This window comes from Streptomyces sp. DS1-CR2 (genome assembly GCF_055760475.1).
In genome coordinates, this window is record NZ_CM147085.1 from 2,815,986 (window position 1) to 2,841,470 (window position 25,485).

Genomic DNA, 25,485 nt, shown 5'->3' on the forward strand with positions numbered 1-25,485 from the left:
CCTTCCTTCCGGTCAGCGCGTGAACACCGCCACCGTGCGCGCCGGGACCGTGAACGTTCCCGAACCGGCTTCGTACGAGGCCGACTTCACCGCGGAGTCGGCGCCCGCCGCCTGCACCGGATGCAGCCGGTACGAGGTGCCCGCCACCGCGCCGACGCGCTGCTCCTGCGTGCGCGGCGTGGCGTTGAAGACGACGACGAGGTCGCCGAGGTGCATGGTGATCACCCCGGGCGTCTCGTCCTTGCCGGAGAGCGGGAAGGACAGCTTCTCCTGCACCTGCCCGGCGGTGGCGAGGCCGAACGCCGGCTCCGTGGTGCGGATCTTCAGCAGGTCCCGGTACGCCGCCGATGTCCCTTCGATGTCCGCGCACTTCGCGGCGGGCACCGAGGTCAGCAGGGGTGTGGCGTAAGGCCACTTGTCCTTGTTGTCGGCGGCCGGGGGCAGTCCGCGCCCGAAGCCGTTGCCGTCGCGGCAGTCCCAGTGGATGGCGTTGAACCAGTCGCCGCTGTCGAAGGAGTTGCGGTCGAGGGACTTGGACCGCAGCAGGTCGGTGCCGGCCTGGGAGAGCGCGGGGCCCTGGGAGAGCGCGGCCGTCGCGAGGGCGAGGACCTGCATGCGCGAGCGGTCCGCGGGGGCGGTGGAGGCGGGCAGTTTGTAGGTGAGCGCGTCGTAGAGGGACTCGTTGTCGTGGGCGTCGGCGTAGGCGAGTGCGTCGCCCGGCGCGTCGGCGTATCCGGCGGGTGCGCCGTTGTAGTCGACGTCCGCGCCCTTGACGGTGCGGCCGTCGCTGACGGTGAAGGTGTAGGCGGCGAGGTTCCCCGTGAGGCCGACCTTGATCAGGTCCTGGTAGTGCAGGAGGCGGGCCTTCTGCTCGGCCTCGGTGCCGTTCGCCTTCGAGGAGTTGGGGTCGGTGTAGAGGCCGGAGGCGAAGCCCTGGACTCCGGGGTCGGCGTCGAAGGGGCTGCCGCCGCGCACGGCGTCACGGGCGCGGTCGGAGAAGGTGGCGATGCCGGTGCCCGCCATGTTCTTCTGCGTGGCCTGTACGAAGCGGGCGTCGTCGGCGACCTCGCCGAAGTTCCAGCCCTCCCCGTAGAGGATGATCTTCTTGCCGTCGACGCCGTCCTTCTCGACGGTGAGCGCGTCGAGGGCCTTCCTGACGGCGAGGATGTTGGCCTTGGGGTGGTGTCCCATCAGGTCGAAGCGGAAGCCGTCGACCTTGTACTCCTTGGCCCAGGTGACGATCGAGTCGACGACGAGCTTGCCCATCATCGCGTTCTCCGGGGCGGTGTTCGCGCAGCACGTGGAGGTGGCGACGGAGCCGTCGGCCATGAGGCGCTGGTAGTAGCCGGGCACGATGCGGTCGAGCACGGACGTCTTCGCCTGGCCGCTCGCGGCGGTGTGGTTGTAGACGACGTCCATGACGACACGCAGCCCGTCCCCGTTCAGGGACTTGACCATGTCGCGGAACTCGACGGTGCGTGCGGTGCCGTCCGGGTCACTGGCGTAGGAGCCTTCGGGGACGGTGTAGTGGTACGGGTCGTAGCCCCAGTTGTAGGCGTCCTTGGCGGCGCTCTTGCCGACGCACTCCTGCTGCCGCTCGGAGGCGGCGCCGTACGAGGTCAAGTCGCAGTCAGGAACGGCCTGTTCGGACTTCTTCTCGGGGATCGTGGCGATGTCGAACGCGGGCAGGAGATGCACGTACGAGGTGCCGGCCTTCGCCAGTTCGCGCAGGTGCTCGCTGCCCTTGCTGTCCTTGTCGGTGAAGGCGAGGTAGGTGCCGGGGTGCTTCGCCGTGCGGTCCTCGACGGAGAAGTCGCGGATGTGGAGCTCCTGGATCTGTGCGTCGCGCAGCGGCACGGCCTTCGGCTTCTTCAGGGCCGACCAGCCGGACGGGGCAAGGGACTTCGCGTCGAGGTCGACGACGAGGCTGCGCTCCGAGTCGGCGGTGAGGGCGGTGGAGTACGGGTCGGTGACCTTGTTCGTGACGGTCTTCTGGACGCTGGGCGCCCATACCTTCACGGCGTAGCGGTACTGCTTGCCCTGCCAGGAGCGCGGACCCTTCACGGACCAGACGCCGGTCGCGCCGTCGCGGCGCATGGCGACGGTGCTCCCGTCGAGGTCGAGGGCGACGGACTGGGCGGTGGGCGCCCAGACCGACAGGGTGACTCCGTCCTTGGTGAAGACGGGTCCGAGTGACGCCTTGGCGGCCTTCTGCGCGTACAGGTCGTCGAGAACTCCCGCTGTCTGTACTCCTGTTGCGGTGACGAGCGCGCCGTTGGCGATGCGACGGGTGAGGATCAGCTGGCTCTTCAGGGCGTCGCCGACCCGGTCGCGGTCGCGGGGGTCGACGGTGTAGGCGTCGTACTTCTTCAGGTGGGGGAAGCGGGCGAGCTGGGCGTCGGTGAGCCCGCCGGCGGCCTTGTTCAGCCGCAGCCACTGCCCCTCGCTGCTGAGAGCTCCGTCCTTGACGGTGATGCCGCCGTCGCGGTCGTACACGAGCTGGGCGGACAGGGCCGCCGTGCCGTCCGACGGCAGGGCGACCGTGTCGCGGTCGATCCACTGCGCCTCGGACTTGGCGAGGTCGAGGTCGGGCGCTCCGCCGGTCTGCGGGAGGACGGGGCGGGGCGTTCCGGCGAGCAGCCAGACCTCGTTGCCCATGGCGGCGAGGTCGAGGGACTGGTCGGTGGGCAGGTCCTTCTCGTCGCCCTTGTGGAGGATGTAACTCAGTGAGGTCGCGCCGTCGGCGAGCGGCACCTCGAAGGTGACGCCGTACGCATCCTTCTTCACGGGCGCGAGCGGCTTGGACCAGTCGGTGGGGTTCTTGGCGCCGGTCCAGGTGTGCAGCCCCCAGCCGTCGTAGTCGCCGTCGGCGCGCTGGTAGTGCAGGACGGCCTTGGTCTTGTCCTGCGGCGGGTAGACGCCGTCAGGGGCGGTCGTGGTCTGGCCGTCCTTGCCCTGCTCGACCCAGACCTCACCGGTCGTGCCGAGGTCGATGGTGCGCTGCGGCCCGTCGGCGGTGCCGTTCTTCTCGACGGTGTACGTGAGACTGCCGGAGCCGGCGTCGTTGTCGGGCTTCACCCAGGCGAAGGCGCCGTACGCGTCCCGTCCGGTGAACTCCCCTGTCCCCGAAGGGGACTTGAGCTGCCAGCCGTCGTAGTCGCCGTCCGTCCGCTTGTAGTGGACGACGGCGTAGGCGCGGTCGACGGCGCTGGGCTTCGCGGGCGCGGGTGCCTGCCCCGCCGTCGACACGGCGAGGTCGCCGGCGGTGCGTCCGGCGCGGTCGACCACAACTGCCTTGTACCGCAGGGGCGTTCCGGCGGCCACCGTGGCGGGGATGTGCTGGGTGATCCGGTACGGCGCGTGGTCGACGGAACCGAGGGTGTGCCAGGCGCCGTTGCCGGTCTGGGCGGCGAAGACGACGCGGTTCAGCTGTCCGCCGTCGGTGTCGGCCTGGAGGGTCACCGTGCCGGTGGCCCCGGCGGCGGGGGCGTGGAGGGTGACCGAGGGCTTGGCGGCGGGGGCGGGCAGCGTCTTCACGGCCTTGTAGACGACGGCGGAACCGGCGGGGACGGTGACGGTGACGTCCTTGCCGGAGCCGCTGGTCACGGGCTTGTCCGTGCCGTAGATGCCGTCGAAGCGGGTGCCGGCCGAGCCGGTCGCGAAGGTGGCGGTCTTGCTCTCGGCGGCGTTGTTCAGGGCGACGACGTATTCGGCGCCGGTCTTCGGGTCCGTGCGCGAGAAGGCGTACACGGAGCCCTTGGCGTAGCGCTCGGTCTGGACGCCGTCGGCCAGGGCCGGGTTGTCCCTGCGGAGCTTTCCGAGAGCGGCGATCTCCTTGTAGAGCGGTGCGCTCGTGTCGTAGGAGTCCTCGGCGTGGGTGCGGTTCGTGCCCAGTTCGTCGTCGTCGAGGTAGTCGTCGACCTTGGAGGCGAACATGGTCTGCCGGGCGTCCTTGTCACCGCCGGAGCCGGTGAAGCCCTGCTCGTCGCCGTAGTAGACGACGGGGTTGCCGCGCGACAGGAACATCACGGCGCCTGCGAGCTTGTCGCGGCGCACGAGGTCGGCGTCGGACGCCTTCGGGTCGTCGGCCTTGAGGAAGGAGCCGATGCGGCCCATGTCGTGGTTGCCGAGGAACGTCACCTGTTCATAGGCGTTGGCCTTGTCGGTGGCGTACTTGTAGTCGTCGGCGAAGACCTTGGCGAGCCGGTCGGCAAAGGCGCCCTGGGAGGCGTAGGCGCGGGCCGCGTCCTGGAAGGGGAAGTCGAGGGTCGCGTCGAGGCGGCCGCGGGTGACGTACGGGGACGTGACGTCGGTGTCGGCGGAGTACACCTCGCCGAACATGAAGAAGTCGGGCCGGCCGTGCTTCTTCGCGTACGCGTCGAGGGCGGTGGCCCACTGCGTCCAGAAGTCCAGGTCGACGTGTTTGACGGTGTCGATGCGGAACCCGTCGATATCGAAGTCCCGCACCCACCGCTCGTAGATCTTCTCCATGCCGGAGACGACCCCGGGCCGCTCGGTCCACAGGTCGTCGAGCCCGCCGAAGTCGCCGTACTCGGCGCTCTCCCCGGCGAAGGTGGAGTCGCCCCGGTTGTGGTACATCGCCGGGTCGTTGAGCCACGCGGGCACCTTCTGCCCGGTGTTCTTCGGGGTGTACGGGAACGAGTCGGCGTCGACCTTGCGCACGCCGTCCCGGTCGTCGAAGGGGCGGCCCTGCGTGTCGAGGTAGGGGTAGGCGCCCTTGGGGCGGTAGCCGTACTCCTTCTCGGCGTAGTCGACGGTGTCGGCGGTGTGGTTGGTGATGACGTCGAAGAAGACCTTCATGCCCTTGGCGTGCGCGCGGGCGATCAGCTTCGTGAGGTCGGCGTTGGTGCCGAAGTGCGGGTCGACCTGTGTGAAGTCGGTGATCCAGTAGCCGTGGTACCCGGCGGATGCGTCCTTGCCCTCGCCCTGGACGGGCCGGTTCTTGAAGATCGGGGCGAGCCAGATGGAGGTGGTGCCGAGGCCCTTGATGTAGTCGAGCCGCTCGGTCAGGCCCTTGAGGTCGCCGCCCTGGTAGAAGCCCTTGTCCGTGGGGTCGTAGCCGGTGGCCGAGCGTGAACCGGTGAGCCCGCCGCGGTCGTTGGAGGTGTCGCCGTTCGCGAAGCGGTCCGGCATGACGAAGTAGAACTGCTCGCGGGTGAGGTCGTGCCGCGCGGGCGCGGCGGCGAGCCGGGCGTCGGACGGGGGCGCGGGCGGCCTCTCGGCGGCCGCCGCCAGGGGCAGGGCCGGGGCCAGGGCCGCGCACAGGGCGACGGCGAGGACGGCCGCTGTTCTTCGTGGCAGGGCGGGGCGTATCACGGGAACTCCTCGACGGGAGGGCTGCGGGAGGGACACGGGGGTGCGCGGGGTGCGCGGACAGGGCCGCCCGGCGCGAGCGGGGAGGACGCGCCGGGCGGCCGGAACGGGGTTACTGAGGAGGGGAAGGGATCCGCGTCAGCAGCCGGACTTGCCGGCGTACAGGGCGAGAGCCGCGTTCGACCCGAGCGTCGCCGTGAACTGGCCCGAACTGTTCACGCTCACCGCCTTGTTGCTCTGCACATCGCAGTACGTGCCCGCGGCGAGCGACGTCTGGTACGTGCGGGTGAGCGCGGCGGACTCGTGGTTGATCGCGACGTAGCCCTTGCTGCCGCGGCCGAAGGCGATCGCGTCGGCGCCGTCGTCCCACCAGTCGGTGACGGACTGGCCGCGGGTGGCGTTGCGGAAGGCGACCATGGACTGGATCTCGGGCCAGGCGTGCTGGCACTTCCAGCCGTCCTGCCAGCAGGCGTTCACCGTACCGCCGTTGGGCGGTCCGGCGTCCTTGTCGGTCCATTCGTAGCCGGAGTTGATGTCCGGCGATCCGTAGGGCCAGGCCAGCATGAAGACGTTCGCCAGCGTGTAGTTGGCGCCGTCCTTGTAGTTGAGGGTGTCGCCGCCTCGCTCGGTGTCGTGGTTGTCGACGAAGACGGCGGACTGGCCGGAGGCCATATAGCCCCAGCCCTCGCCGTAGTTCTTCAGGTAGGCGAGGTTCTCGCTGTTGAAGACGCGCTTGAGGTCGCGCGCGTACCGGAACTCCTGGACGTCGCCGGTGCCGGTGTACTCACTGGGCGAGACGGCTTCACCGGCGCCGTAGATCGCCTCCTGTTTCCAGTAGGCGTTCGGGTTGCTGAGCCGCGACTTGATGTTGGCGAGGTCTGCGGCGGCGATGTGCTTGGCGGCGTCGATCCGGAACCCGTCGACGCCGAGCGAGAGGAGGTCGTTCATGTACGCGGCGATCCGGCCGCGCACGTACTCCTCGCCGGTGTCGAGGTCGGCGAGTCCGACGAGCTCACACTCCTGGACATTGAAGCGGTCCTGGTAGTTGCTGATCTGCGCCGTGCAGTTGTCCATGTCGGCGGCCGAGTAGGTGCCGGGGTAGTCGTACTTGGAGTACGCGGAGCCGCCGGTGCCGGTGCCCGATCCCGCCGCCATGTGGTTGATCACGGTGTCCGTGACTACCTTGACGCCGGCCGCGTGGCAGGTGTCGACCATGTTCTTGAAGGCCGTACGGTCCCCGAGCCTGCCCGCGATCTTGTAACTGACGGGCTGGTACGAGGTCCACCACTGGGAGCCCTGGATGTGCTCCTGGGGCGGCGAGACCTGGACGTATCCGTAGCCCGCGGGGCCGAGCCGGGCGGTGCACTCCTTCGCCACCGAGTCGAACCGCCACTCGAAGAGGACGGCGGTGACGTCCTTGGCGCCGGGCGGGGCCGCCTGGGCCGTCCCGGCGGATCCGGCGGCCCCTATGAGGGTGCCGGCCGCGAGGGCGAGAGCGGCCGCCCGCGATCTGATAGCCATGTTTCCTCCTGCACGTCGGTGTGCTGATGAGGTGTCCCTGCCAATTCGCAGGGGGCTGTGGGGGGATGCTCTCCCCGGCCGCGCGGGGGCCGGGGAGAGCGGTTAAGAACGTCAGACCGTCCACCACACGGTCGTGTCGGCGGGGACCAGTGTGTGACCGTCACCGTTCTCGATGTCGTCGTCGGCCGAGCTGGTGAGCAGGACCCGGCCCGAAACGGTCATGCGCACCGCGGCGCCCGTCGTGTTCGCGACGCACACGAACGCCTCGCCGTCACCGCGCGGCTCCCGCCGGAAGGCGAGCACGCCCTCGGGCGCCTTCAGCCACTCGACACGGTCACCCGCGCCGAGCGCCGGGTGCGCGCGCCGCACGGCCAGCGCCGAGCGGTACATCTCCAGGGTCGAACCGGGCACCCCGGTCTGCGCCTCCACGCTCAGCGCGCCCCAGCCCGCGGGCTGCGGCAGCCATGAGCCGCCCGCCCCGAAGCCGTACGAGGGCCCGTCGACGGTCCACGGGATCGGCACCCGGCATCCGTCGCGGAAGCCGTCCTGCCCGGCCGCGCGGAAGAACGAGGGGTCCTGGCGCACCTCGTCCGGCAGGTCGACGACGTCGGGCAGGCCGAGCTCCTCGCCCTGGTAGACGTACGCGGAGCCGGGCAGCGCCAGCATGAGCAGGGTCGCGGCGCGGGCGCGGCGCAGGCCGAGCGCCGGCTCCGCGGCGACGCGCTGCTGGGTACCGAGGCCGGGCGGGTTGGCGTAGCGCGTGGTGTGCCGGGTGACGTCGTGGTTGGACAGGACCCAGGTGGCGGGGGCGCCGACCGGGCGCATCGAGTCCAGGGAGCGGTCGATGATGTCGCGCAGCTCGACCGCGTCCCAATACGAGGACAGGTACTGGAAGTTGAAGGCCTGGTGCAGCTCGTCGGGGCGTACGTAGTTCGCGGTGCGCTCGACGGTGGGGGTCCACGCCTCAGCGACGAAAATGCGCCCGCCCGTCTCCCGCCCCCGCCCTTCTGCGGAAGGCCCTGCGGGCCCCAGTTCAATTCCCGCGTACTCGTCGAGGATCAGGCGCCACGCGCGGTAGATGTCGTGCACGCCGTCCTGGTCGAAGAACGGCATGACGTCATTGCCGAGCAGCTTCAGCTGTTCGTGCGCGCCGAGGTCGGGCAGGCCCTGGGCCTTGACGAGGCCGTGCGCGACGTCGATGCGGAAGCCGTCGACGCCCATGTCGAGCCAGAACCGCAGGATGGAGCGGAACTCGTCGCCGACGGCGGGGTGTTCCCAGTTGAGGTCGGGCTGCTCGGGCGCGAAGAGGTGGAGGTACCACTCGCCGTCGGCGACGCGAGTCCAGGCGGGGCCGCCGAAGATGGACTCCCAGTCGTTGGGCGGCAGTTCACCGCTCGCGCCCTTGCCCGCCCGGAAGTGGTAGCGCTCACGCAGCGGCGATCCGGGTCCTTCGGCGAGGGCCCGCTTGAACCACTCGTGCTGGTCGGACGAGTGGTTGGGCACCAGGTCGACGATGACGCGCAGGCCAAGGCCGTGCGCGTCGCGGATCACGGCGTCCGCGTCGAGGAGGGAGCCGAACATGGGGTCCACGGCACGGTAGTCGGCGACGTCGTAACCGGCGTCCGCCTGCGGGGACGCGTAGAACGGGCTGAGCCACACCGCGTCCACGCCGAGGTCTCTGAGGTGCGGGAGCCGGGCACGGATACCTTCGAGGTCGCCCATGCCGTCGGCGTTGCTGTCGGCGAAGCTGCGCGGATAGACCTGGTAGATCACCGCGTCGCGCCACCAGCCGGTGGACGCCTGCGCGGGAACGGAGGTCGAGGCGGAGGCCGTGGGGGCCTGCGCCGTGTCGGCAGTGTGCTGACTCATGGTGTCCTTGCTGCGTCAGGGGTTTGCGGGCGGGGCGGGGCGGCGGGGCTCAGCCCTTGGTGCCGCCCGCCGTGAGGCCGGTGACCAGGTTCCTCTGGACAAGGTAGAAGAACGCGGACACCGGAATGGCGATCAACACCGCAGTCGCCGCCATGTAGTTCCACTGCGCGTCGTGCTCGCTGACGAAGCTGCGCAGGCCCACGGCGAAGGTGTACTTCTCGTCGTCGAGCATGAACGTGGAGGCGAAGGCGACCTCGCCGAACGCGGTGATGAAGCTGTAGAACGCGGCGACCGCGAGGCCCGGCTTGGCCAGCGGGACGATCAGCCGGGCGAAGGTGCCGAACGGCGAGAGCCCGTCGATGCGGCCGGCCTCGTCGATCTCGTACGGGATGGTGTCGAAGTAGCCCTTGAGGAGCCACGCGCAGTACGGCACCGCGGTCGAGCAGTACACGAGGATGAGGCCGCCGTACGTGTCGATCAGGCCGAGGTTGCCGAGGATCTCGTACATCGGCACGATCAGGACGGCGATCGGGAACGCCTGCGTGAGCAGCAGGACCCACATCAGCTTGCGGTGGCCGGGGAAGCGCATGCGCGAGACGGCGTAGCCGGTGGTGGCGGCGAACAGGACGCCGACGACCGTCGTGCCCAGGGACACGATCAGCGTGGACTGGAGCCACTTGAAGAAGTTGGTGTGCTCCAGGACGAACGAGTAGTTCGAGAAGGTCGCCTTGTCGAGGATGCGCCCGGGGTGGAGGTAGTCGTCCTTGTCCGGGCCGAGCGACAGATAGACCAGCCAGGCGATCGGGAACAGGGCTGTCAGGCTCGCGACGCTCAGCACGCCGTGCGACAGGAACGTCGCGAGACGGCTGCGCTCGCCGCGCCGGCGCACGCGGCGCGGGCGGACGGTGTCGGTGACCGGCTGCGCGCCGGTCGCCGGGGTGTCGACGGTCGTGGTGCTCATGGGGGCGGCTCCTGCGGCGTCAGGCGAGCTGCTCATTGCGGTTCAGCCAGCGGTAGTAGAAGGACGTGAAGACGGCGAGGAGCGACAGGAGCAGCACGCCGTACGCGGCGGACTGGGCGTAGTCGCGCGGCTGCTGGCCGAAGCCCAGGTAGTAGGCCCAGGTGACGAGGATCTGGGCGTCGGGCGCGGTGTTGCCGAACAGCAGGAAGATGACGTTGAACTGGTTGAACGTCCAGATGACGCCGAGCAGTACGACGGTGGAGCTGACCGACCTGAGGCCGGGCAGTGTGACGTTCCAGAAGCGCTGCCAGGGGCTCGCGCCGTCCATCTCGGCGGCCTCGTAGAGCACCGGGTCGATCGACTGGAGGCCGCCGAGCAGCGACACCATCATGAACGGCACACCGCACCAGGTGTTGACCAGGATGGCGGCCGAGCGCTGGAAGAAGGTGTCCTCCAGCCACTGCGGCTGCGGCAGATGGAGCGAGCCGAGCACGGAGTTGATGATCCCGGAGTCGGACAGCATGATCCGCCACGAGAACACGGTGACGAACGTCGGTACGGCCCACGGCAGGATGAGCAGCAGCCGGTAGAAGGTGCGCCCGCGCATCTTCTGGTTGAGCAGCATCGCGAGGCCGAGCCCGATGACGTAGTGCAGGGCGACGCAGAGCGCCGTCCACACGATCGTCCAGATGAAGTGCGACCAGAAGCGGTCGTAGGAGGTCGGGCCCCACAGGATGTCGGCGTAGTTGTCGAGCCCGATGAACTGGTACGTGGCGTCGATGTGGTTGACGCCGATCGTGCGCGCCGAGTTGAGGCTGTCGGCGTCGGTGAGCGTCAGGTAGAAGCCGCGTACCAGGGGATAGATCACGAGGACCCCGAGCACGACGACGACCGGCGCGATCATCGCGTACGCGTACCAGTGCTTCTGGTACGAGCGCCGCAGGCGCTCGAGCGGGCCGGGGCGCGGCGCGCGGCCGCCGCGCGTCTTGGCGGCCGTGCTGTCGACGGCGACTGTCATGGCTTGGCACCTTCTGGGGATCGGCTGCTCAGTGCGTGCGGCGCGGCGCCGCCGGTTCCGCCCGCCCCCTCGCGGGCGGAACCGGCGGCAGCCGTCAAAGAGGGGTCACTTGCTGAAGTCGGGGACCAGCTTCACGTACGCGTTCTGCGCGTTGCCGATGCCCTTGTTCAGGGACTCCTTGCCGGTGGCGACCTTGGGCCACTCGGTGTCGAGCGGGGCCCACAGCGAGCTGTACTCGGGCAGTTCGGGGCGCGGCTGGGCGGAGGTGAGAACCTTCTGGAAGCCGGCGATGCCCGGGTCGGTGACGACCTTCGTGGTGTACGCGTCCTGGCGCGTGGGCAGCGTCGAGTTCTTGAGGGCGATCTGCTCCTGCGTGGCCGCAGAGGTCATCCACTTCACGAACGTGAGCGAGGCCTCCTGGTGGGCCTTGTCCGAGCCGGCGTAGACCGAGAGGTTGTGGCCGCCGGTGGGGGCGCCCGCCTTGCCGGCGGAGCCGGCCGGGACGGTCGCGATGCCCAGGTTCTCCTTGTCCTTGAACGCGGAGCCCTTGTAGAAGTTGGTGATCTCCCACGGGCCCTGGATGATCGCGGCGACCTTGCCGTTCACGAACGCGTCCTGGATGTGGGCGTACGCGTCGGCGGTGGCGTCGGCCTTGTGCAGGCCCTTGCCGTCGAAGAGGCCCTGCCAGGTGGTGAGGCCCTTCTTGGCCTCGGGCGAACCGATGGTGATCTTCTTCGCGGTGGCGTCGACGGTGTCGCTGCCCTCGCCGTACAGGAACGGCATCGAGTAGTAGCCCTGCGTGGAGCCCCAGTAGCCGTCGACGCCCGTCTTCGACTTGATCTTGGCCGCGTCGGCCTTCAGGTCGGCCCAGTCGGCGGGCGGCAGGTCGATGCCGGCCTTCTTGAAGAGGTCCTTGTTGTAGACGAGGGCCAGGGTGTCGGTGACCAGGGGCGTGCCGTAGGTCTTGCCGTCGAACTGGGCCTGCTTGATCAGGCTCGGCTGGAACTTGTCCTTCTCGGCGAGGGCCTCGGTGCCGTCGAGCGGCAGGAGGTAGCTCTTCTTCGCGAAGGCCGGCGTCCAGCCGACCTCGGCGCGCAGCACATCGGGGGCGCCCTTGGAGCCCGCGGCGGTGTCGAACTTGTTCTGCGCCTGGTCGAAGGGGACGTTGACGTAGTTGACCTTGATGCCGGAGTTCGCCTTCTCGAACTCCTTGACCAGGGCCTTGTACGTCGGTGCCTCGTTGGTGGCGTTGGACGTGTCCCACCACGTGATGGTGACGGGCCCGGAGGCCTTGTCACTGCCGCTGTCGCTGCCGCCGCAGGCCGTCGCCGCGAGGGCGAGGGACGCCACCAGAGCGGTGGCCGCTATGCCACGCCGCATGAGATCTCCTAGAGGGTGAAAGCCCGAAGTGGTGGGAGACGGTCCCGTCCGTACCCCTTGCCGACTCGCCGACCGCACCTTTGCCGCCGCCGGGCGACGTGAACGTAACAGCGTTGCAAGCACGGCGAAAGACCTTGCAGAAAAATATTGCAAGGAGATCCAGTCGGTTATGAGTCCGTGACCTGCACTCCGGTGTGTGCGGGCACGTTGCCGGGCCCTGACAGGCCACGGATGCCTTGTGCAAGAATCTGCAAGCTCTTGCTACACCGGGCCGGCGCGGGGATGATCGGAACCCCATGGGCCCCCCACGCGAGCCACATGCCAGTCACACGAGGGAGCGCCATGACGCAGCAGTCCGCCGCGGGCCGTTCAACTGCCCGCACGCGGCGACCGGTTGACGGTGGGCAGTCCGGCACGCGACCGGTACAGTCCCATCCCGTGACCGCGCGACTGGCCGACATCGCAGCGCAGGCGGGGGTCAGCGAGGCGACGGTCAGCCGGGTACTCAACGGCAAGCCGGGGGTGGCCGCGGCCACCCGCCAGTCCGTGCTCGCCGCGCTCGACGTCCTCGGCTACGAGCGGCCCGTGCGGCTGCGCCAGCGCTCCGCCGGACTGGTCGGCCTGATCACGCCGGAGCTGGAGAACCCCATATTCCCGGCGCTCGCCCAGGTCATCGGCCAGGCCCTGACCCGCCAGGGCTACACGCCGGTCCTCGCCACACAGACCCCCGGCGGCTCCACCGAGGACGAGCTCACGGAGATGCTCGTCGACCGGGGCGTCTCCGGCATCATCTTCGTCTCCGGGCTGCACGCCGACACCTCGGCGGACATGCAGCGCTACGAGCAACTGCGCGCGCAGGGCGTGCCGTTCGTGCTGGTGGACGGCTTCTCGCCGAAAGTGCAGGCACCTTTCATCTCCCCGGACGACCGGGCCGCGATGAAGCTCGCCGTCACCCACCTCGTCTCGCTGGGTCATACGCGGATCGGACTCGCCCTGGGCCCGAAGCGGTTCGTGCCGGTCCAGCGGAAGATCGAGGGCTTCGTACGCACGATGCAGGACCTCCTGCCCCTGTCCCCCGAGGAGATCGAGCGGGATCTGGTGCAGCATTCGCTGTACACGCTGGAGGGCGGGCAGGCGGCGGCCACGGCGCTCATCGACCGGGACTGCACGGCGGTCGTGTGCGCCAGCGACATGATGGCTCTCGGTGCCATAAGGGCGGCGCGGCAGCGAGGCCTCGACGTCCCGTCCGACGTCTCGGTGGTCGGCTTCGACGACTCCCCGCTGATCGCCTTCACGGACCCGCCCCTGACCACGGTGCGCAAGCCGGTCCCGGCGATGGGCCAGGCCGCGGTCCGCACGCTCCTGGAGGAGATCGGCGGGACGCCGGCGCCGCACAGCGAATTCGTCTTCATGCCCGAACTGGTAGTCCGCGGTTCAACCGCTTCGGCCCCAGGGGACCGTCTGGCGCGCTCCTAGGAGGACACCCCCTAGGGAGCCAGTCCTTCGCAGGGCGTAGAGCATGCGTGGATGACCCATCCGGGGGATGATCGAGCGATGGGTCGTAATCTGGCAGACTCTGTCCCTATGGGTGAATCGACCGTGACGACACTGGAAGGCCGGCAGGGGCCCACCACATCACCCATGGCGGATGACCGCCGCGATGGGCGGGAACTCCTCGGCCGTATACGCGCACCGCGTCGCCCCAGGCTCTGGTTCGAGATCCTGCTGATCGCGGTGAGCTACTGGACGTACTCCCTGATCCGCAACGCCGTTCCGGAGCAGCGTTCGCAGGCTCTGAGCAACGCCGACTGGATCTGGCGGATGGAGCACCACCTCTCCATCGCCGTCGAGGAGAACGTCAACCACGCCGTGAATTCGGTGACATGGCTCATCGTCGGCATGAACTACTACTACGCGACACTGCACTTCATCGTCACGCTCAGTGTGCTCGTCTGGCTCTTCCGCTACCATCCCGGCCGCTACGCGGCGGCCCGGCTCGCGCTCTTCGCGACGACGGCGGTCGCCCTGGTCGGCTACTACCTGTACCCGCTCGCCCCGCCCCGCCTGATGAGCGGCGGCCACTTCGTCGACACGGTCGCGGTCCACCACACCTGGGGCTCGATGGCGTCCGGCGACCTGAAACACATGTCGAACCAGTACGCGGCGATGCCGTCCATGCACATCGGCTGGTCCCTGTGGTGCGGCCTGACGATCTTCGCCCTGGCCTCGGCGCCGTGGGTGCGGATCCTCGGACTCCTGTACCCGGCACTGACCCTGGTCGTCATCGTCTCGACCGCGAACCACTTCTGGCTGGACGCGGTGGGCGGCATGGTGTGCCTCGGGTTCGGCTTCACGATGGCGCGGATCTGGTACGGGGCGCTCCCCTACACAATGCCGCGCCTCGTGCCCGTGCCCGTGCCCGTGCCCGCGCCCGCCACGTCCGGTCTCACGCCCCCCGGTACGTGAGGTGACCGCCGACGGCCGTCAGTCGGACCGGCGCCTGCGCCACCTCGTCGGCCGGGGCCTCGACCGGGTCGAGGCCGAACGCCGTGAGGTCGGCCCGCAGACCGGGGGCGATACGCCCGGCGTCCTCACCGGCGGCGAGCGCCGCGTGTGACGTGCAGCCCTCCAGCGCCATGAGCCCTGTCAGCCCCTGCGCGGGCCCGGCGGCGCCCTCGGGGACGCGGGCCATGGACAGGACCCGGCGTACGTCGTAGTGCGCGATCGGCCAGTCCGAGCCCAGTGCGAGAACCGCGCCCGCGTCCCGCAGGTCCCGGATGCGCCAGGCGCGCGAGGCCCGCTCCGCGCCGAGCCGCTTCGACCACTCGTCGCCGTGGTCGCCGCGGGTGTACGCGGTGTGCGGCGGCTGCATCGACGCGGCGACGCCGAGCGCGGCGAACCGCGGGACCGTGTCGTCGGGCACCGTCTCGATGTGCTCGATCCGGTGCACGCCCCGGCCGCTCCCGCCCAGGGACTCGACGGTGTCCAGGACGTGCCGCACGGCCGCGTCCCCGATCGCGTGGGTCGCGGTGCCGACGCCCGCCGCGTGCAGGTGGCGCACCGCGTCCGCGTACGCCCTCGGGTCCGGCCAGAACGCGTCGGTGCCCTGGCCGTGGCAGTCCGCGTGCTCCAGCCACGCGGTGCCGCCCTCGACGGTGCCGTCCATGAAGAACTTGACCCCGCCGACCCGCCAGTGACGCCCGGCCTCGCGCTGGACGGCGATCAGCTCGTCCAGGCCGGCCCTGTCGACGCCCGGCATGCACCAGGGCGCGAGCCGCAGCCGCAGCGGCAGCACGGCCTCCTCCTCGACCGAGGCCAGCAGCTGCGGCACGTCGCCCTGGCCGAGGTCCATGACGTGGGCGCCGGTCAGGCCCGTAGCGGCCATGTCGGACAGCAGGGCGAGCAGCCCGGCGCGGCGCTCGGCGAACGAGGGCCTCGGCATGACGGCGAGCATCAGGTCCATCGCGGCGTGCTCGACGAGGTGCCCGGTCGGGCGGCCGTCCGCGTCGCAGACGATCTCCGCGCGCTGGACGAACTCGCGCGGCCCGGTGATCCCGGCCGCCGCGAGCGCGGCGCCGCTGGCCAGCGCGGAGTGCCCGTCGTAGAGGCGGACGAAGGCGGGCGAGCCGTCGAGGACGTCCTCGATCAGGGTGCGGTCGACGGGACGGCCGCCGAACGCGTTGTGGTCGAGCCCCCAGGCGATGACCCAGCCGTCGACGCGGGGCGCCGAGCGCAGGGCCGCGCGCAGCTCGTCCGGGTTCCGTACGCCGGACAGGTCGGTGCCGGTCGCCATCTCCAGGCCCCACACCGGGTGGCTGTGCGCGTCGACCAGGCCGGGCACGAGGGTCGCGCCGGTGAGGTCGACGCGTTCCGTGCCCGGTCCGCTCCAGTCGCGTACGACGTCCTCGGTGGCGCCGACGGCGGCGATCAGACCGTCGCGGACGGCCACGGCACTCGCCTCGGGGCGCGCGGGGTCGAGGGTGCGGACGCGGGCGCCGGTGAGGAGGAGGTCGGCTGCGGGCATGGGGGTGGACTCCGTTCGGGGTGGGGCTGTGTTCCGTAGGGGCGGGCTCTGCGGCCTACGAGTCGGCGGACGGTTCCGCCGCGAAGCGCTCGTACACGTCGGGCTTGGTGCGGCGCAGGCGGCGGGCGAGGGCGATGCCGAGGACGAAGACGGCGGGGGCCACGGCCACCAGGACCGTGTTGACCAGGGAGGACGCGCCCGTGAACAGGTCGATGTGGGTGCAGACCAGCACGATCGCGATGCTGAGGAGCACCGTCGCCGCGATCGGCGCGACGACCGTGCGCAGTACGCCCTCCTCGTGGGTGATGCGGCGGAAGTAGAACGGCACGGCGATCGCGGCGAGCAGCTGGAGCGCCATCAGGCCGATCATGCCGGGGGTGTTCACCCACAGGAGCAGTTGCGCGTACGGGTCGGCGCCCGCGGCCCAGAAGGCGAGGACGACGGCCGCGCCGAGCACGGTCTGCGCGACGCCCGCGACGTACGGGGAGCGGTGCCGCGCGTGGACCGTGCCGAAGGCCTTCGGCAGGACGCCCTCCTCGGCGAGCGCGAGCCCGTAGCGGTTGATCGCGTTGTGGAAGGCGAGGAGCGAGGCGAGGACGCTGGTGACGATGAGGATGTGCATCAGGTCGGCCGCCCAGCCGCCCACGAAGGTGGTGATGGCGGAGAAGAACAGGCCGGCCGGGTCGCTGCCGGCCGCCTCGACGACGTGGGCGTCGCCGAAGGCCTGGATGACGGTCCAGACGACGAACGCGTAGAACAGGCCGAGGAAGGCGACCGCGATGTAGGTGGCGCGGCGCACCGTGCGGCCGGGGTCGCGGGCCTCGCGGCGGTAGATGACGGTCGACTCGAAGCCGGTGAACGCGGCGAAGGCGAAGGCGAGTACGGCGGCGGTGCCGGGGACGAGCACGTTGCCCGGCGCGAAGGACGCGGCGGACAGGCCGTGCGCGCCGCCCTTGAGGAGCACGCCGCCCGCGAGCAGGACGAGGATGCCGGTCTCGGCGCAGAGCAGGACGCCGAGGAGTTTGGCTCCGAAGTCGATGGACCGGAAGCCGCCGTACCAGATGAGCACGAGCCCCGCGAGGGACACGGGCAGCCAGGGGATGTCGATGCCGAAGAGGGCGTGCAGGGTGTCCTGCGTGGCGGTGCCCAGCAGGCCGTAGACGCCGATCTCCATGCCGTTGTAGCCGACCATGGCCAGCAGGGCGGCGCCGATGCCGACGGAGCGGCCGAGGCCGCGCGTGATGTACGCGTAGAAGGCGCCCGCGCTGCGGACGTGGCGGCTCATCGTGGTGAAGCCGACGGCGAAGACGGCGAGCGTCAGGCCGGCGAGGAGGTAGCCGACGGGGGCGCCGATGCCGCCGAGCGCGATGGCGAACGGGGCGACGCCCGCCATGACGGTGAGCGGGGCGGCGGCGGAGACGACGAAGAAGGCGATGTCGGCGGTGCCGAGGGTGCCGGCGCGCAGGGTGGGTTCCGCGGCGGTGGCGCTCGCGCTGTCCTGCGTCTGCGGTGAGGTTACGGGCATGGGGAAGGAAGCCCTTCTGGCGGCGGGGGACGGGGGTCCCGGAGGCGTCGTCCCGGTGACCGGGAAACGAAACCTAAAGGCTTTCGGTTTCGGCAATGTAGCCTCCCGTTGAGCATTCGGGAAGACCTCAGATTCGGGGAGCGCGCGATGGGACGGCCGAGCAAGCCGCTGCTGGACAGGGAGCGGATCACCACGACCGCGCTCGAACTCGTCGACGAGCAGGGCGACTTCAGCGTGCCGCGGATCGCCAAGCGGCTCGGGGTCCAGACAGGATCCGTGTATCACCATGTGGACGGCCGGGACGGGATCGTGGAGCTGCTGCGCGAGCGGGTCGCCGCCGCGATCGACCCCGCGACGCTCACCGGCGGCGAGCGGCCGTGGGCCGAGGCCCTCGCGGACTGGGCCCGCTCCTACCGGGCCGCCTTCGCCGCCCACCCCAAGGCGATCCCGCTGCTCACCACGTCACCCGTGCGGGCCCAGCGGGTCCTCGACCAGTACGAGCTCGCGGCCGGGCTCCTGCTCGACGCCGGATTCGCCCTGCCGGACGTGATGCCGGTGATCACCGGCCTGGAGAACGTCGTACTGGGCTCCGCCCTGGACATGGCGGCGCCGGAGACGATGTGGGAACTGGCCGACGAGACGGCGACGCCGCGCCTGGCGGCGGCCCTGGCCACGATGGGCGCGGGCCGCGCCGACGCGGCGTTCGAACTGGCCTTGGCCGGGTTCCTCGCCCACGTGTCCGCGATGGCCGGGTGAGTCTCCGGGCCTACGCCCCGTAGAAGCGCTCCTCCATCACCGCGCGCGCCCGGCGCGTCATGCGGCGGTAGTCCTCCAGCATGTCGCCGACGTGGCCGGGGTCGTAACCCAAGTACCGTCCCACCGCCGCCAGTTCGCGCCCGTCGGACGGGAACGTGTCGCCCGGGCGGCCGCGGACCAGCATGACCGCGCCGCGCACGCGGGACGCGAGGACCCACGCCTCGTCGAGGATCGCGGCCTCCTCGCCCGGGATCAGCTCCGCCGCGCATGCCGCGGCGAGCGCCTCCCGCGTACGGTTCGTGCGCAGCCCCGGCTCCGCCCACCCGTGCTGGAGCTGGAGGAGCTGGACGGTCCACTCGACGTCGGACAGACCGCCGCGGCCCAGCTTCGTGTGCAGCGTCGGATCGGCGCCGCGCGGCAGCCGCTCGGACTCCATGCGCGCCTTGAGCCGCCGGATCTCGCGCACGGCGTCCTCTCCGAGGCCCTCCGCGGGGAACCGCAGCGGGTCGATGAGATCGATGAAGCGCCGCCCCAGGTCCAGGTCGCCCGCGACCGGTTCGGCCCGCAGGAGTGCCTGCGACTCCCACACCAGGGACCAGCGGCGGTAGTACGCGTCATAGGACTTGAGGGTGCGCACGAGCGGCCCCGACTTGCCCTCGGGCCGCAGGTCCGCGTCGATGAGGAGCGGCGGATCCGCACTCGGCAGGGCGAGCAGCCGCCGCATCTCGGACACGACGCGGTTCGCGGCCTTCGCCGCCTCCTGGTCGCCGACGCCCTCGCGCGGCTCGTGCACGAACAGCACGTCGGCGTCCGACCCGTAGCCGAGCTCGTGCCCGCCGAACCGCCCCATGGCGATGACGGCGAACCGGGTGGGCAGCTCGTCGCCCCACCCCTCGCGCACGACGGCCCGCAGCGTCCCGGCGAGGGTCGCGGCCGTGATGTCGGAGACCGCCCCGCCGACGCGGTCCACGAGCGCGCCCTGGTCGGCCTCGGCGGGCGTGTCCTCGGTGCCGTACGAGGCGATGATGTCGGCGGCCGATGTACGGAACAGTTCGCGCCGCCGTACGCCACGGGCCGCGGCGACGGCCTGCTCGGCGCCGTTCGCGCGGCCGACCGCGGCGAGCACCTCCTGCTCCAACTGGGCGTGCCCGCGCGGTTCGAGGCCCCGTTGGTCGCCGAGCAGGGCGACGGCCTCCGGTGCGCGCATCAGCAGATCGGGGGCGAGCCGGCCGGCCGAGAGCACCCGGGCGAGGTTCTCCGCCGCCGCGCCCTCGTCCCGCAGCAGCCGCAGATACCAGGGCGTCTTGCCGAGCGCGTCGGACACCTTGCGGAAGTTGAGCAGTCCGGCGTCCGGGTCGGCGGAGTCGGCGAACCAACCGAGGAGCACCGGGAGCAGCGTCCGCTGGATCGCCGCCTTGCGGGTCACGCCGGAGGCCAGCGCCTCCAGATGGCGCAGCGCGGCCGTCGGGTCGTGGTAGCCGAGGGCGACGAGCCGTTCGCGCGCGGCCTCGGTGCTCAACCTGGTCTCGCCGGAGGCGAGTTGGGCCACGGCGTCGAGCAGCGGCCGGTAGAAGAGCTTCTCGTGCAGGCGGCGCACCACCGAGGTGTGGCGGCGCCAGGCGCGGTGGAGTTCGGTGATCGGCTCGGTCCGCATGCCCATGGAGCGCCCCGTGCGCCGCAGGTCCCGGTCACCCTCGGGGACGAGGTGCGTACGCCTCAACCTGTAGAGCTGGATGCGGTGTTCGAGGGTGCGCAGGAACCGGTAGGCGTCGTCGAGCTGGACGGCGTCGACCCGCCCCACGTATCCGCCGTCGGCGAGTGCGGCCAGCGCGTCCAGGGTGGTGCCGCTGCGCAGCGAGAGGTCTGCCCTGCCGTGCACCAACTGCAGGAGCTGTACGGCGAATTCGACGTCCCTGAGCCCGCCGGGCCCCAGCTTCAGCTCCCGGTCGACCTCGCCGGCGGGAATGTTCTCGACGACGCGCTTGCGCATCTTCTGCACGTCGGGCACGAAGTTCTCGCGCTCGGCGGCCTGCCAGACGAGGGGCGAGAGCGTCCTGACGTACGCGTCGCCGAGTTCGAGGTCACCGGCGACGGGCCGCGCCTTGAGCAGCGCCTGGAACTCCCAGGTCTTGGCCCACCGCTGGTAGTAGGCGAGATGCGAGGAGAGGGTCCGCACGAGGGGGCCGTTGCGTCCCTCGGGGCGCAGGTTGGCGTCGACGGGCCAGATCGTGCCCTCGACGGTCGTGTCGGAGCAGATCCGCATCATGTGCGAGGCGAGCCGGGTGGCGGCCTGGATCGCCTTGCCCTCGTCGGCGCCCTCGACGGCCTCGCCGACGAAGATGACGTCCACGTCGGATACGTAGTTGAGTTCGTGTCCGCCGCACTTGCCCATCGCGATGACGGCGAGCCGGCACACCGCGGCGTCCCCGGGCGCGTCCGCCCGGGCCATGGCGAGGGCCGCGCGCAGGGTGGCCGTGGCCAGGTCGGCGAGTTCGGCGGCGGTCTGCGCGATGTCGGTCGTCCCGCACACGTCACGGGCGGCGATCGACAGGAGGCAGCGCCGGTAGCCGACCCGCAGGGCGTTCGGGTCGACAGCGTCCGCGAGGCCCCGCTGGAACTCCTCCACACCGGGGTGCAGGTCGTGCGGCTCGTAGGTGACGAGGGCCTGCCAGTCCAGCGGATGCCGGGCCAGATGGTCGGCGAGCGCCTCGGACGCGCCGAGGACACCGAGGAGCCGGTCGCGCAGCGGCTTGGCCGTGATGAGCGTGTCGAGGAGCTCCCGGCGCTCGGGGTCACCGGCCTGCGCCTCGACGAGCCGGACCAGACCGAGGAGGGCCAGATCGGGGTCGGCGGTGGCGCCGAGGGCGTCGAGAAGCATCGGATCGGAGCGCACGGCGGACAGGCCCGGCACGTCCAGGAGCCGCTCGGCGGCGGAGGGATCCGTGAAGCCGTGCCGCAGCAGCCGCGTGAACGTACTGCTCCTGCGCCCTTGCGGCACCGACATCGCACGGCCTCCTGTCCGATCACGCACTGGTCCAGAGCCTAAGGCTTCACCGGTGAGTTCCGCCCGCGTGCGGGGTCTGCCCTTTGACGGGAGCATCGGGAGACACGGGACGGCCGGACGGCCGGACGGGCGCCGGCGCTTCGCGCAGCCGGCGCACGCTCACGTCTGAGAACGCAGTCGAAAACCGCAGCCGAATAGGGAGCACCCATGGACTGGACCCTCGAAGTGATCGTCGTGCCCGTCGCGGACGTCGACCGGGCGAAGGACTTCTACGAGAACCGGGTCGGCTTCAAGGTCGACGTCGACCAGGTCGTCACGGACGGCGTCCGCATCGTCCAGATGACGCCGCCCGGGTCGCGCTGTTCGATCGCCCTGGAGCAGGGCCTGCCGGGCGCGCCGGGGCAGCGGGCGATGCCGCCGGGGTCGCTGACCGGTATCCAGATGTGCGTGACGGACATCCACGCGGCGCGGGTCGAGCTGCTCGAGCGGGGCGTGGACGTGAGCCCGGTGCAGCACGTGGGGGCCAAGGGCTGGGAGGACGGGCCCGGCGACGTCTGGAACTCGTTCATGTTCTTCGCCGACCCGGACGGCAACGGCTGGACGGTGCAGCAGGCGCCGGCCCCGCTGTCGGAGCGCTGAGGGTTCACCGCCCCTTCACATGTACGTGAGACGGGGGCATCTTGGCGTGTGCATGCTCTAGCCGCACCGCCGCCGTCTCTCCCCCCACCGGAGGTCTCACGTGCTTGGCAGATCATTGTTCCGACGCGGCCGCACCGCGGCGCTCGCTTCGGCCTTCGCCCTGACCGCCACCGCGGTCGCGCTCTGGTCCGGCGTGGGCGGCTCGTCCGCGCAGGCCGCGGCGGGCGTCCCCACCCCGGACCACACCGTGGTCGTGGTCTTCGAGAACCACGCCTACAACCAGGTGATCGGCTCCTCCAGCGCCCCGTACATCAACAGCCTCAAGACGAACGGCGCGAGCCTCTCGGCGTCGTACGCGCTGACGCACCCGAGCCAGCCGAACTACTTCGCGCTGTTCTCGGGCGCCACGCAGGGCATCACGGACGACAGCTGCTACACGCCCGGCTTCTCCTCGCAGCCCAACCTGGCCTCCGAGCTGATCGCCGCCGGCAAGTCCTGGGGCAGCTACAACGAGGGCCTGCCGAGCCAGGGTTCGACCACCTGCTCGTCCGGCGACTACGCCCGCAAGCACAACCCGTGGTTCGGGTTCGGCAACGTCCCCACCTCCACGGCGAAGACGTTCGCGCAGTTCCCCTCGGACTACTCGACGCTCCCCCAGGTCTCCTTCGTGGTCCCCGACCTGTGCAGCGACATGCACGACTGCTCGGTGTCGACCGGTGACACCTGGCTGAAGAACAACCTGTCCGCCTACGCGACCTGGGCGAAGGCGCACAACAGCCTCCTCGTCGTCACCTTCGACGAGGACAACCGTCTGGCCGGCAACAAGATCCCGACGGTCCTCTACGGCCGGCAGGTCACCCCGGGTGCCACCTCGGCGACCACCTACAACCACTACGACGTCCTGCGCACCATCGAGGACATGCACGGCCTCCCGCACGCGGGCAACGCGGCGTCCGGCAAGGACATCACGGGCATCTGGACGTCCTGACATGTACGTAGCGGACAGCCGCCCCCAAGCTCACGACTCCGCTCGAGCAGGGGGAACCTCCATCACGGCGTCCGCGGAACCCGCCGCCCGGCCACCGGCCGGGCGGCGGGGCACCGCGATCGCCCCCACGGTCCTGGCCCTCGGCTCGGTCAGCCTCATCACCGACGTCTCGTCCGAGATGGTCACGGCGGTCCTGCCGCTCTACCTCGTCGCGGGACTCGGCCTCTCCCCCCTCGGCTTCGGCCTCCTGGACGGCGTCTACAACGGCTTCTCGGCGCTGGTCCGTCTCGTCGGCGGCCACTTCGCGGACCGGGGAGGCGGCCGCCACAAGACGGTCGCCCTGTTCGGCTACGGACTCTCGGCGCTCTGCAAACCCCTGCTCCTGCTGGCCGCCACCCTCCCCACGATCGGCATGGTCCTGGCGGCCGACCGCACGGGCAAGGGCCTGCGCACGGCGCCGCGGGACGCCCTGATCTCCCTGAGCAGCACCCCGGCCACCCGCGGCAGAGCCTTCGGCGTGCACCGGGCGATGGACACGACGGGCGCCCTCCTCGGCCCGCTCGCGGCCTTCCTGATCCTGCGCGCGACGACGGACGGCTACGACGCGGTCTTCACCGTCAGCTTCTGCGTCGCGGCACTGGGCGTACTGGTCCTGCTCCTGTTCGTCCCCCGCCGGCACGAAGCCAAGCAGGTGACCGCCGAGGACAGCCGCCCCGCACCCGCGCAGGAGACCACCAAGGACAGCCACCCCGCACCCCCGCAGGAGACCACCAAGGACAGCCGCCCCGCACCCGCGCGCCCCACCTTCCGGTCCGCGCTCGCGCTCCTGCGCCGCCGCGAGGTCCGCCGCACCACGGTCTGCGCCCTGCTCCTCGGCCTGGCCACGGTCAGCGACTCCTTCATCTACCTGCTCCTCCAGCGCCGCCTGGGCGTCCCCGACCAGTGGTTCGCGCTGCTCCCCCTCGGCACGGCGGCCGCTTTCCTGCTCCTGGCCGCGCCCCTGGGCCGGCTCGCGGACCGCGTCGGCAGCTGGCGCGTGTTCCTCGCCGGCCACGCCGCGCTCCTCGCCGCGTACGGCCTGCTGCTCTCGTCGTGGCACGGCTCCGCCCTGCCGTACGCGGTCCTGGCGCTGCACGGCTGCTTCTACGCGGCGACGGACGGCGTCCTGATGGCCGCTGCCTCCACCGCCATCCCCCAGGAGCTGCGCTCGTCGGGGCTCGCCGTCGTCCAGACGGGCCAGGCGCTGGCGCGCTTCGTCTGCTCGATCGGCTTCGGCGCCGCCTGGACGGCGTGGGGCGACCGCACGGCTCTGGGCGCGGCCACGGTGGCGCTGGCGGCGGGCGCGGCGGTGGCGTATGCCTTCCGGCCCAAAGCCCCCACCCCCGCGGAGGTAGTACCCGCATGACGACACGTAACAGGCTGCTCGTCCTCGTCGCCGCGGTCGTCGCTCTGGCGGCCGTCGCGACGGCCTCGGTCCTGCACGCGGCGGCGCGCGCCGACCGCAGGAACGAGGCGCACGCGGGCGGCCCGAGGGTCACTGCGGGCCGGGTGACCCTGCCGGCCGAGGCCACCGACGCTCCCCGCCGCCTCGTCTTCCGCAACATGGCGTGGGGCCCCCACCGCGACGAGCTCACCACGGTCCCGGCCGGCCGCCCGGACGCGCCCCGCACCGCGTCGGGCGTCAAGTGCCTTCGTTTCTACGCCTCTTCGGGCACGGCCATCTGTCTGCGGGCCGAGCGGGGCGCGATGCAGGACACCTATACGGCGCGCGTCCTGGACTCGCGGCTCAAGGAGAAGGCCCACTACGCGCTGCCGGGCATCCCGTCCCGCGCCCGCGTCTCGCCGAGCGGGCGGTACGCGGCGTGGACGGTGTTCGTGGGCGGCGACAGCTATGCGGGCACGAACTTCTCGACGCGGGCGGCGATCGTGGACACCCGCACGGGTCACCTCACGCCGACGCTCGAGGACTTCCGGGTCGTCAAGGACGGCCGGACCTACCGCGCGGCGGACATCAACTTCTGGGGCATCACGTTCGCGGCGGACGACCGTCACTTCTACGCGACGCTCGCGACGCACGGGAAGACCTACCTGGTACGGGGTGATCTGCGCACCCGCACGCTGACCACCGTCCACCAGAACGTCGAGTGCCCGTCCCTCTCCCCCGACGGCACCCGCGTCGCGTACAAGAAGCGCGTGAAGGGCCTTTCGGCGGACGCACCTTGGCGGCTGTACGTACTCGACCTGCGCACGCTCCGCGAAACGCCCCTGGCGGAGACCCGCAGCGTGGACGACCAGGCGGTCTGGAGCGACGCGCACACCCTGACGTACGCGCTGCCGGGCGACTACGGCGCAGACCTGTACACGGTCCCCGCGGACGGCAAGGGGGCCCCGCACCGCCTCACCAAGGCGGCGGTGTCTCCGGCGTACCTGTGACGGGCCCCGATCCGGAGTCACACATACAGGTGG

At 71.0% G+C, this 25,485-nt stretch carries 16 protein-coding genes; 7 read left to right on the top strand and 9 right to left on the bottom strand.

Annotated features, from left to right (window positions below):
• Positions 1-12: 12 nt before the first annotated feature.
• From pulA to ACY0PA_RS13860, 6 genes are all read right to left on the bottom strand, one after another.
• Positions 13-5,337, bottom strand: coding sequence for a pullulanase-type alpha-1,6-glucosidase (gene pulA / locus ACY0PA_RS13835; protein WP_473084899.1), 5,325 nt, complete (start codon positions 5,335-5,337; stop codon positions 13-15).
• Between the two features lie 135 nt (positions 5,338-5,472).
• Positions 5,473-6,855 carry an alpha-amylase gene (locus tag ACY0PA_RS13840; RefSeq protein ID WP_473084900.1) on the bottom strand — a complete coding sequence of 461 codons (1,383 nt, stop codon included), beginning with the start codon at positions 6,853-6,855 and terminating at the stop codon, positions 5,473-5,475.
• Between the two features lie 111 nt (positions 6,856-6,966).
• Complete coding sequence (locus ACY0PA_RS13845; protein ID WP_473084901.1) at positions 6,967-8,724, bottom strand: glycoside hydrolase family 13 protein; 1,758 nt, start codon at positions 8,722-8,724, stop codon at positions 6,967-6,969.
• A 49-nt stretch (positions 8,725-8,773) separates the two neighbouring features.
• Positions 8,774-9,685, bottom strand: a complete 912-nt coding sequence (locus tag ACY0PA_RS13850; protein ID WP_473084902.1) for a sugar ABC transporter permease — start codon at positions 9,683-9,685, stop codon at positions 8,774-8,776.
• Positions 9,686-9,704: 19 nt separating this feature from the next.
• Positions 9,705-10,703 (bottom strand): carbohydrate ABC transporter permease, encoded by a 999-nt coding sequence (locus tag ACY0PA_RS13855; protein WP_473084903.1) that lies wholly within the window; start codon positions 10,701-10,703, stop codon positions 9,705-9,707.
• A 105-nt stretch (positions 10,704-10,808) separates the two neighbouring features.
• Positions 10,809-12,083, bottom strand: a complete 1,275-nt coding sequence (locus ACY0PA_RS13860) for an extracellular solute-binding protein (RefSeq protein ID WP_473084904.1) — start codon at positions 12,081-12,083, stop codon at positions 10,809-10,811.
• 438 nt (positions 12,084-12,521) lie between these two features.
• On the opposite strand from ACY0PA_RS13860, the gene ACY0PA_RS13865 reads away from it, so the two are divergent.
• Positions 12,522-13,559 (top strand): LacI family DNA-binding transcriptional regulator, encoded by a 1,038-nt coding sequence (locus tag ACY0PA_RS13865; protein ID WP_473084905.1) that lies wholly within the window; start codon positions 12,522-12,524, stop codon positions 13,557-13,559.
• Between the two features lie 108 nt (positions 13,560-13,667).
• Positions 13,668-14,549: a phosphatase PAP2 family protein gene (locus ACY0PA_RS13870; protein ID WP_473084906.1), complete on the top strand. Its 882-nt coding sequence runs from the start codon at positions 13,668-13,670 to the stop codon at positions 14,547-14,549.
• On the opposite strand, the gene ACY0PA_RS13875 is transcribed toward ACY0PA_RS13870, so the two are convergent.
• Both ACY0PA_RS13875 and ACY0PA_RS13880 read right to left on the bottom strand, forming a co-directional pair.
• Positions 14,530-16,107 (bottom strand): amidohydrolase, encoded by a 1,578-nt coding sequence (locus ACY0PA_RS13875; protein ID WP_473084907.1) that lies wholly within the window; start codon positions 16,105-16,107, stop codon positions 14,530-14,532. The genes ACY0PA_RS13870 and ACY0PA_RS13875 overlap by 20 nt on opposite strands.
• A gap of 55 nt (positions 16,108-16,162) precedes the next feature.
• Positions 16,163-17,632, bottom strand: a complete 1,470-nt coding sequence (locus ACY0PA_RS13880; protein WP_473084908.1) for an APC family permease — start codon at positions 17,630-17,632, stop codon at positions 16,163-16,165.
• A gap of 147 nt (positions 17,633-17,779) precedes the next feature.
• Between ACY0PA_RS13880 and ACY0PA_RS13885 the strand changes: the two genes are divergently transcribed.
• Positions 17,780-18,388, top strand: coding sequence for a TetR/AcrR family transcriptional regulator C-terminal domain-containing protein (locus ACY0PA_RS13885; RefSeq protein WP_473084909.1), 609 nt, complete (start codon positions 17,780-17,782; stop codon positions 18,386-18,388).
• Positions 18,389-18,398: 10 nt separating this feature from the next.
• On the opposite strand, the gene ACY0PA_RS13890 is transcribed toward ACY0PA_RS13885, so the two are convergent.
• Complete coding sequence (locus ACY0PA_RS13890; RefSeq protein ID WP_473084910.1) at positions 18,399-21,392, bottom strand: bifunctional [glutamine synthetase] adenylyltransferase/[glutamine synthetase]-adenylyl-L-tyrosine phosphorylase; 2,994 nt, start codon at positions 21,390-21,392, stop codon at positions 18,399-18,401.
• A 207-nt stretch (positions 21,393-21,599) separates the two neighbouring features.
• Between ACY0PA_RS13890 and ACY0PA_RS13895 the strand changes: the two genes are divergently transcribed.
• The 4 genes from ACY0PA_RS13895 (at position 21,600) to ACY0PA_RS13910 (ending at position 25,452) form a co-directional block, all read left to right on the top strand.
• Positions 21,600-22,031 (top strand): VOC family protein, encoded by a 432-nt coding sequence (locus tag ACY0PA_RS13895; RefSeq protein ID WP_473084911.1) that lies wholly within the window; start codon positions 21,600-21,602, stop codon positions 22,029-22,031.
• A gap of 100 nt (positions 22,032-22,131) precedes the next feature.
• Entirely contained in the window at positions 22,132-23,019 is an 888-nt protein-coding gene (locus tag ACY0PA_RS13900; RefSeq protein WP_473084912.1) for an alkaline phosphatase family protein, read from the top strand.
• A 1-nt stretch (position 23,020) separates the two neighbouring features.
• Positions 23,021-24,424, top strand: coding sequence for an MFS transporter (locus ACY0PA_RS13905; protein ID WP_473084913.1), 1,404 nt, complete (start codon positions 23,021-23,023; stop codon positions 24,422-24,424).
• On the top strand, positions 24,421-25,452 hold the full coding sequence (locus ACY0PA_RS13910; protein ID WP_473084914.1) for a TolB family protein: 1,032 nt from the start codon (positions 24,421-24,423) through the stop codon (positions 25,450-25,452). The genes ACY0PA_RS13905 and ACY0PA_RS13910 overlap by 4 nt, the downstream gene beginning before the upstream one ends.
• Positions 25,453-25,485 lie beyond the last annotated feature (33 nt).

Excerpts from the sequence above, each read along its gene's own strand:
- ACY0PA_RS13840 (WP_473084900.1), bottom strand. The coding sequence starts at position 6,855 with ATGGCTATCAGATCGCGGGCGGCCGCTCTCGCCCTCGCGGCCGGCACC.
- ACY0PA_RS13845 (WP_473084901.1), bottom strand. The coding sequence starts at position 8,724 with ATGAGTCAGCACACTGCCGACACGGCGCAGGCCCCCACGGCCTCCGCC.
- ACY0PA_RS13850 (WP_473084902.1), bottom strand. The coding sequence starts at position 9,685 with ATGAGCACCACGACCGTCGACACCCCGGCGACCGGCGCGCAGCCGGTC.
- ACY0PA_RS13855 (WP_473084903.1), bottom strand. The coding sequence starts at position 10,703 with ATGACAGTCGCCGTCGACAGCACGGCCGCCAAGACGCGCGGCGGCCGC.
- ACY0PA_RS13860 (WP_473084904.1), bottom strand. The coding sequence starts at position 12,083 with ATGCGGCGTGGCATAGCGGCCACCGCTCTGGTGGCGTCCCTCGCCCTC.
- ACY0PA_RS13870 (WP_473084906.1), top strand. The coding sequence starts at position 13,668 with ATGGGTGAATCGACCGTGACGACACTGGAAGGCCGGCAGGGGCCCACC.
- ACY0PA_RS13875 (WP_473084907.1), bottom strand. The coding sequence starts at position 16,107 with ATGCCCGCAGCCGACCTCCTCCTCACCGGCGCCCGCGTCCGCACCCTC.
- ACY0PA_RS13880 (WP_473084908.1), bottom strand. The coding sequence starts at position 17,632 with ATGCCCGTAACCTCACCGCAGACGCAGGACAGCGCGAGCGCCACCGCC.
- ACY0PA_RS13885 (WP_473084909.1), top strand. The coding sequence starts at position 17,780 with ATGGGACGGCCGAGCAAGCCGCTGCTGGACAGGGAGCGGATCACCACG.
- ACY0PA_RS13890 (WP_473084910.1), bottom strand. The coding sequence starts at position 21,392 with ATGTCGGTGCCGCAAGGGCGCAGGAGCAGTACGTTCACGCGGCTGCTG.
- ACY0PA_RS13895 (WP_473084911.1), top strand. The coding sequence starts at position 21,600 with ATGGACTGGACCCTCGAAGTGATCGTCGTGCCCGTCGCGGACGTCGAC.
- ACY0PA_RS13905 (WP_473084913.1), top strand. The coding sequence starts at position 23,021 with ATGTACGTAGCGGACAGCCGCCCCCAAGCTCACGACTCCGCTCGAGCA.
- ACY0PA_RS13910 (WP_473084914.1), top strand. The coding sequence starts at position 24,421 with ATGACGACACGTAACAGGCTGCTCGTCCTCGTCGCCGCGGTCGTCGCT.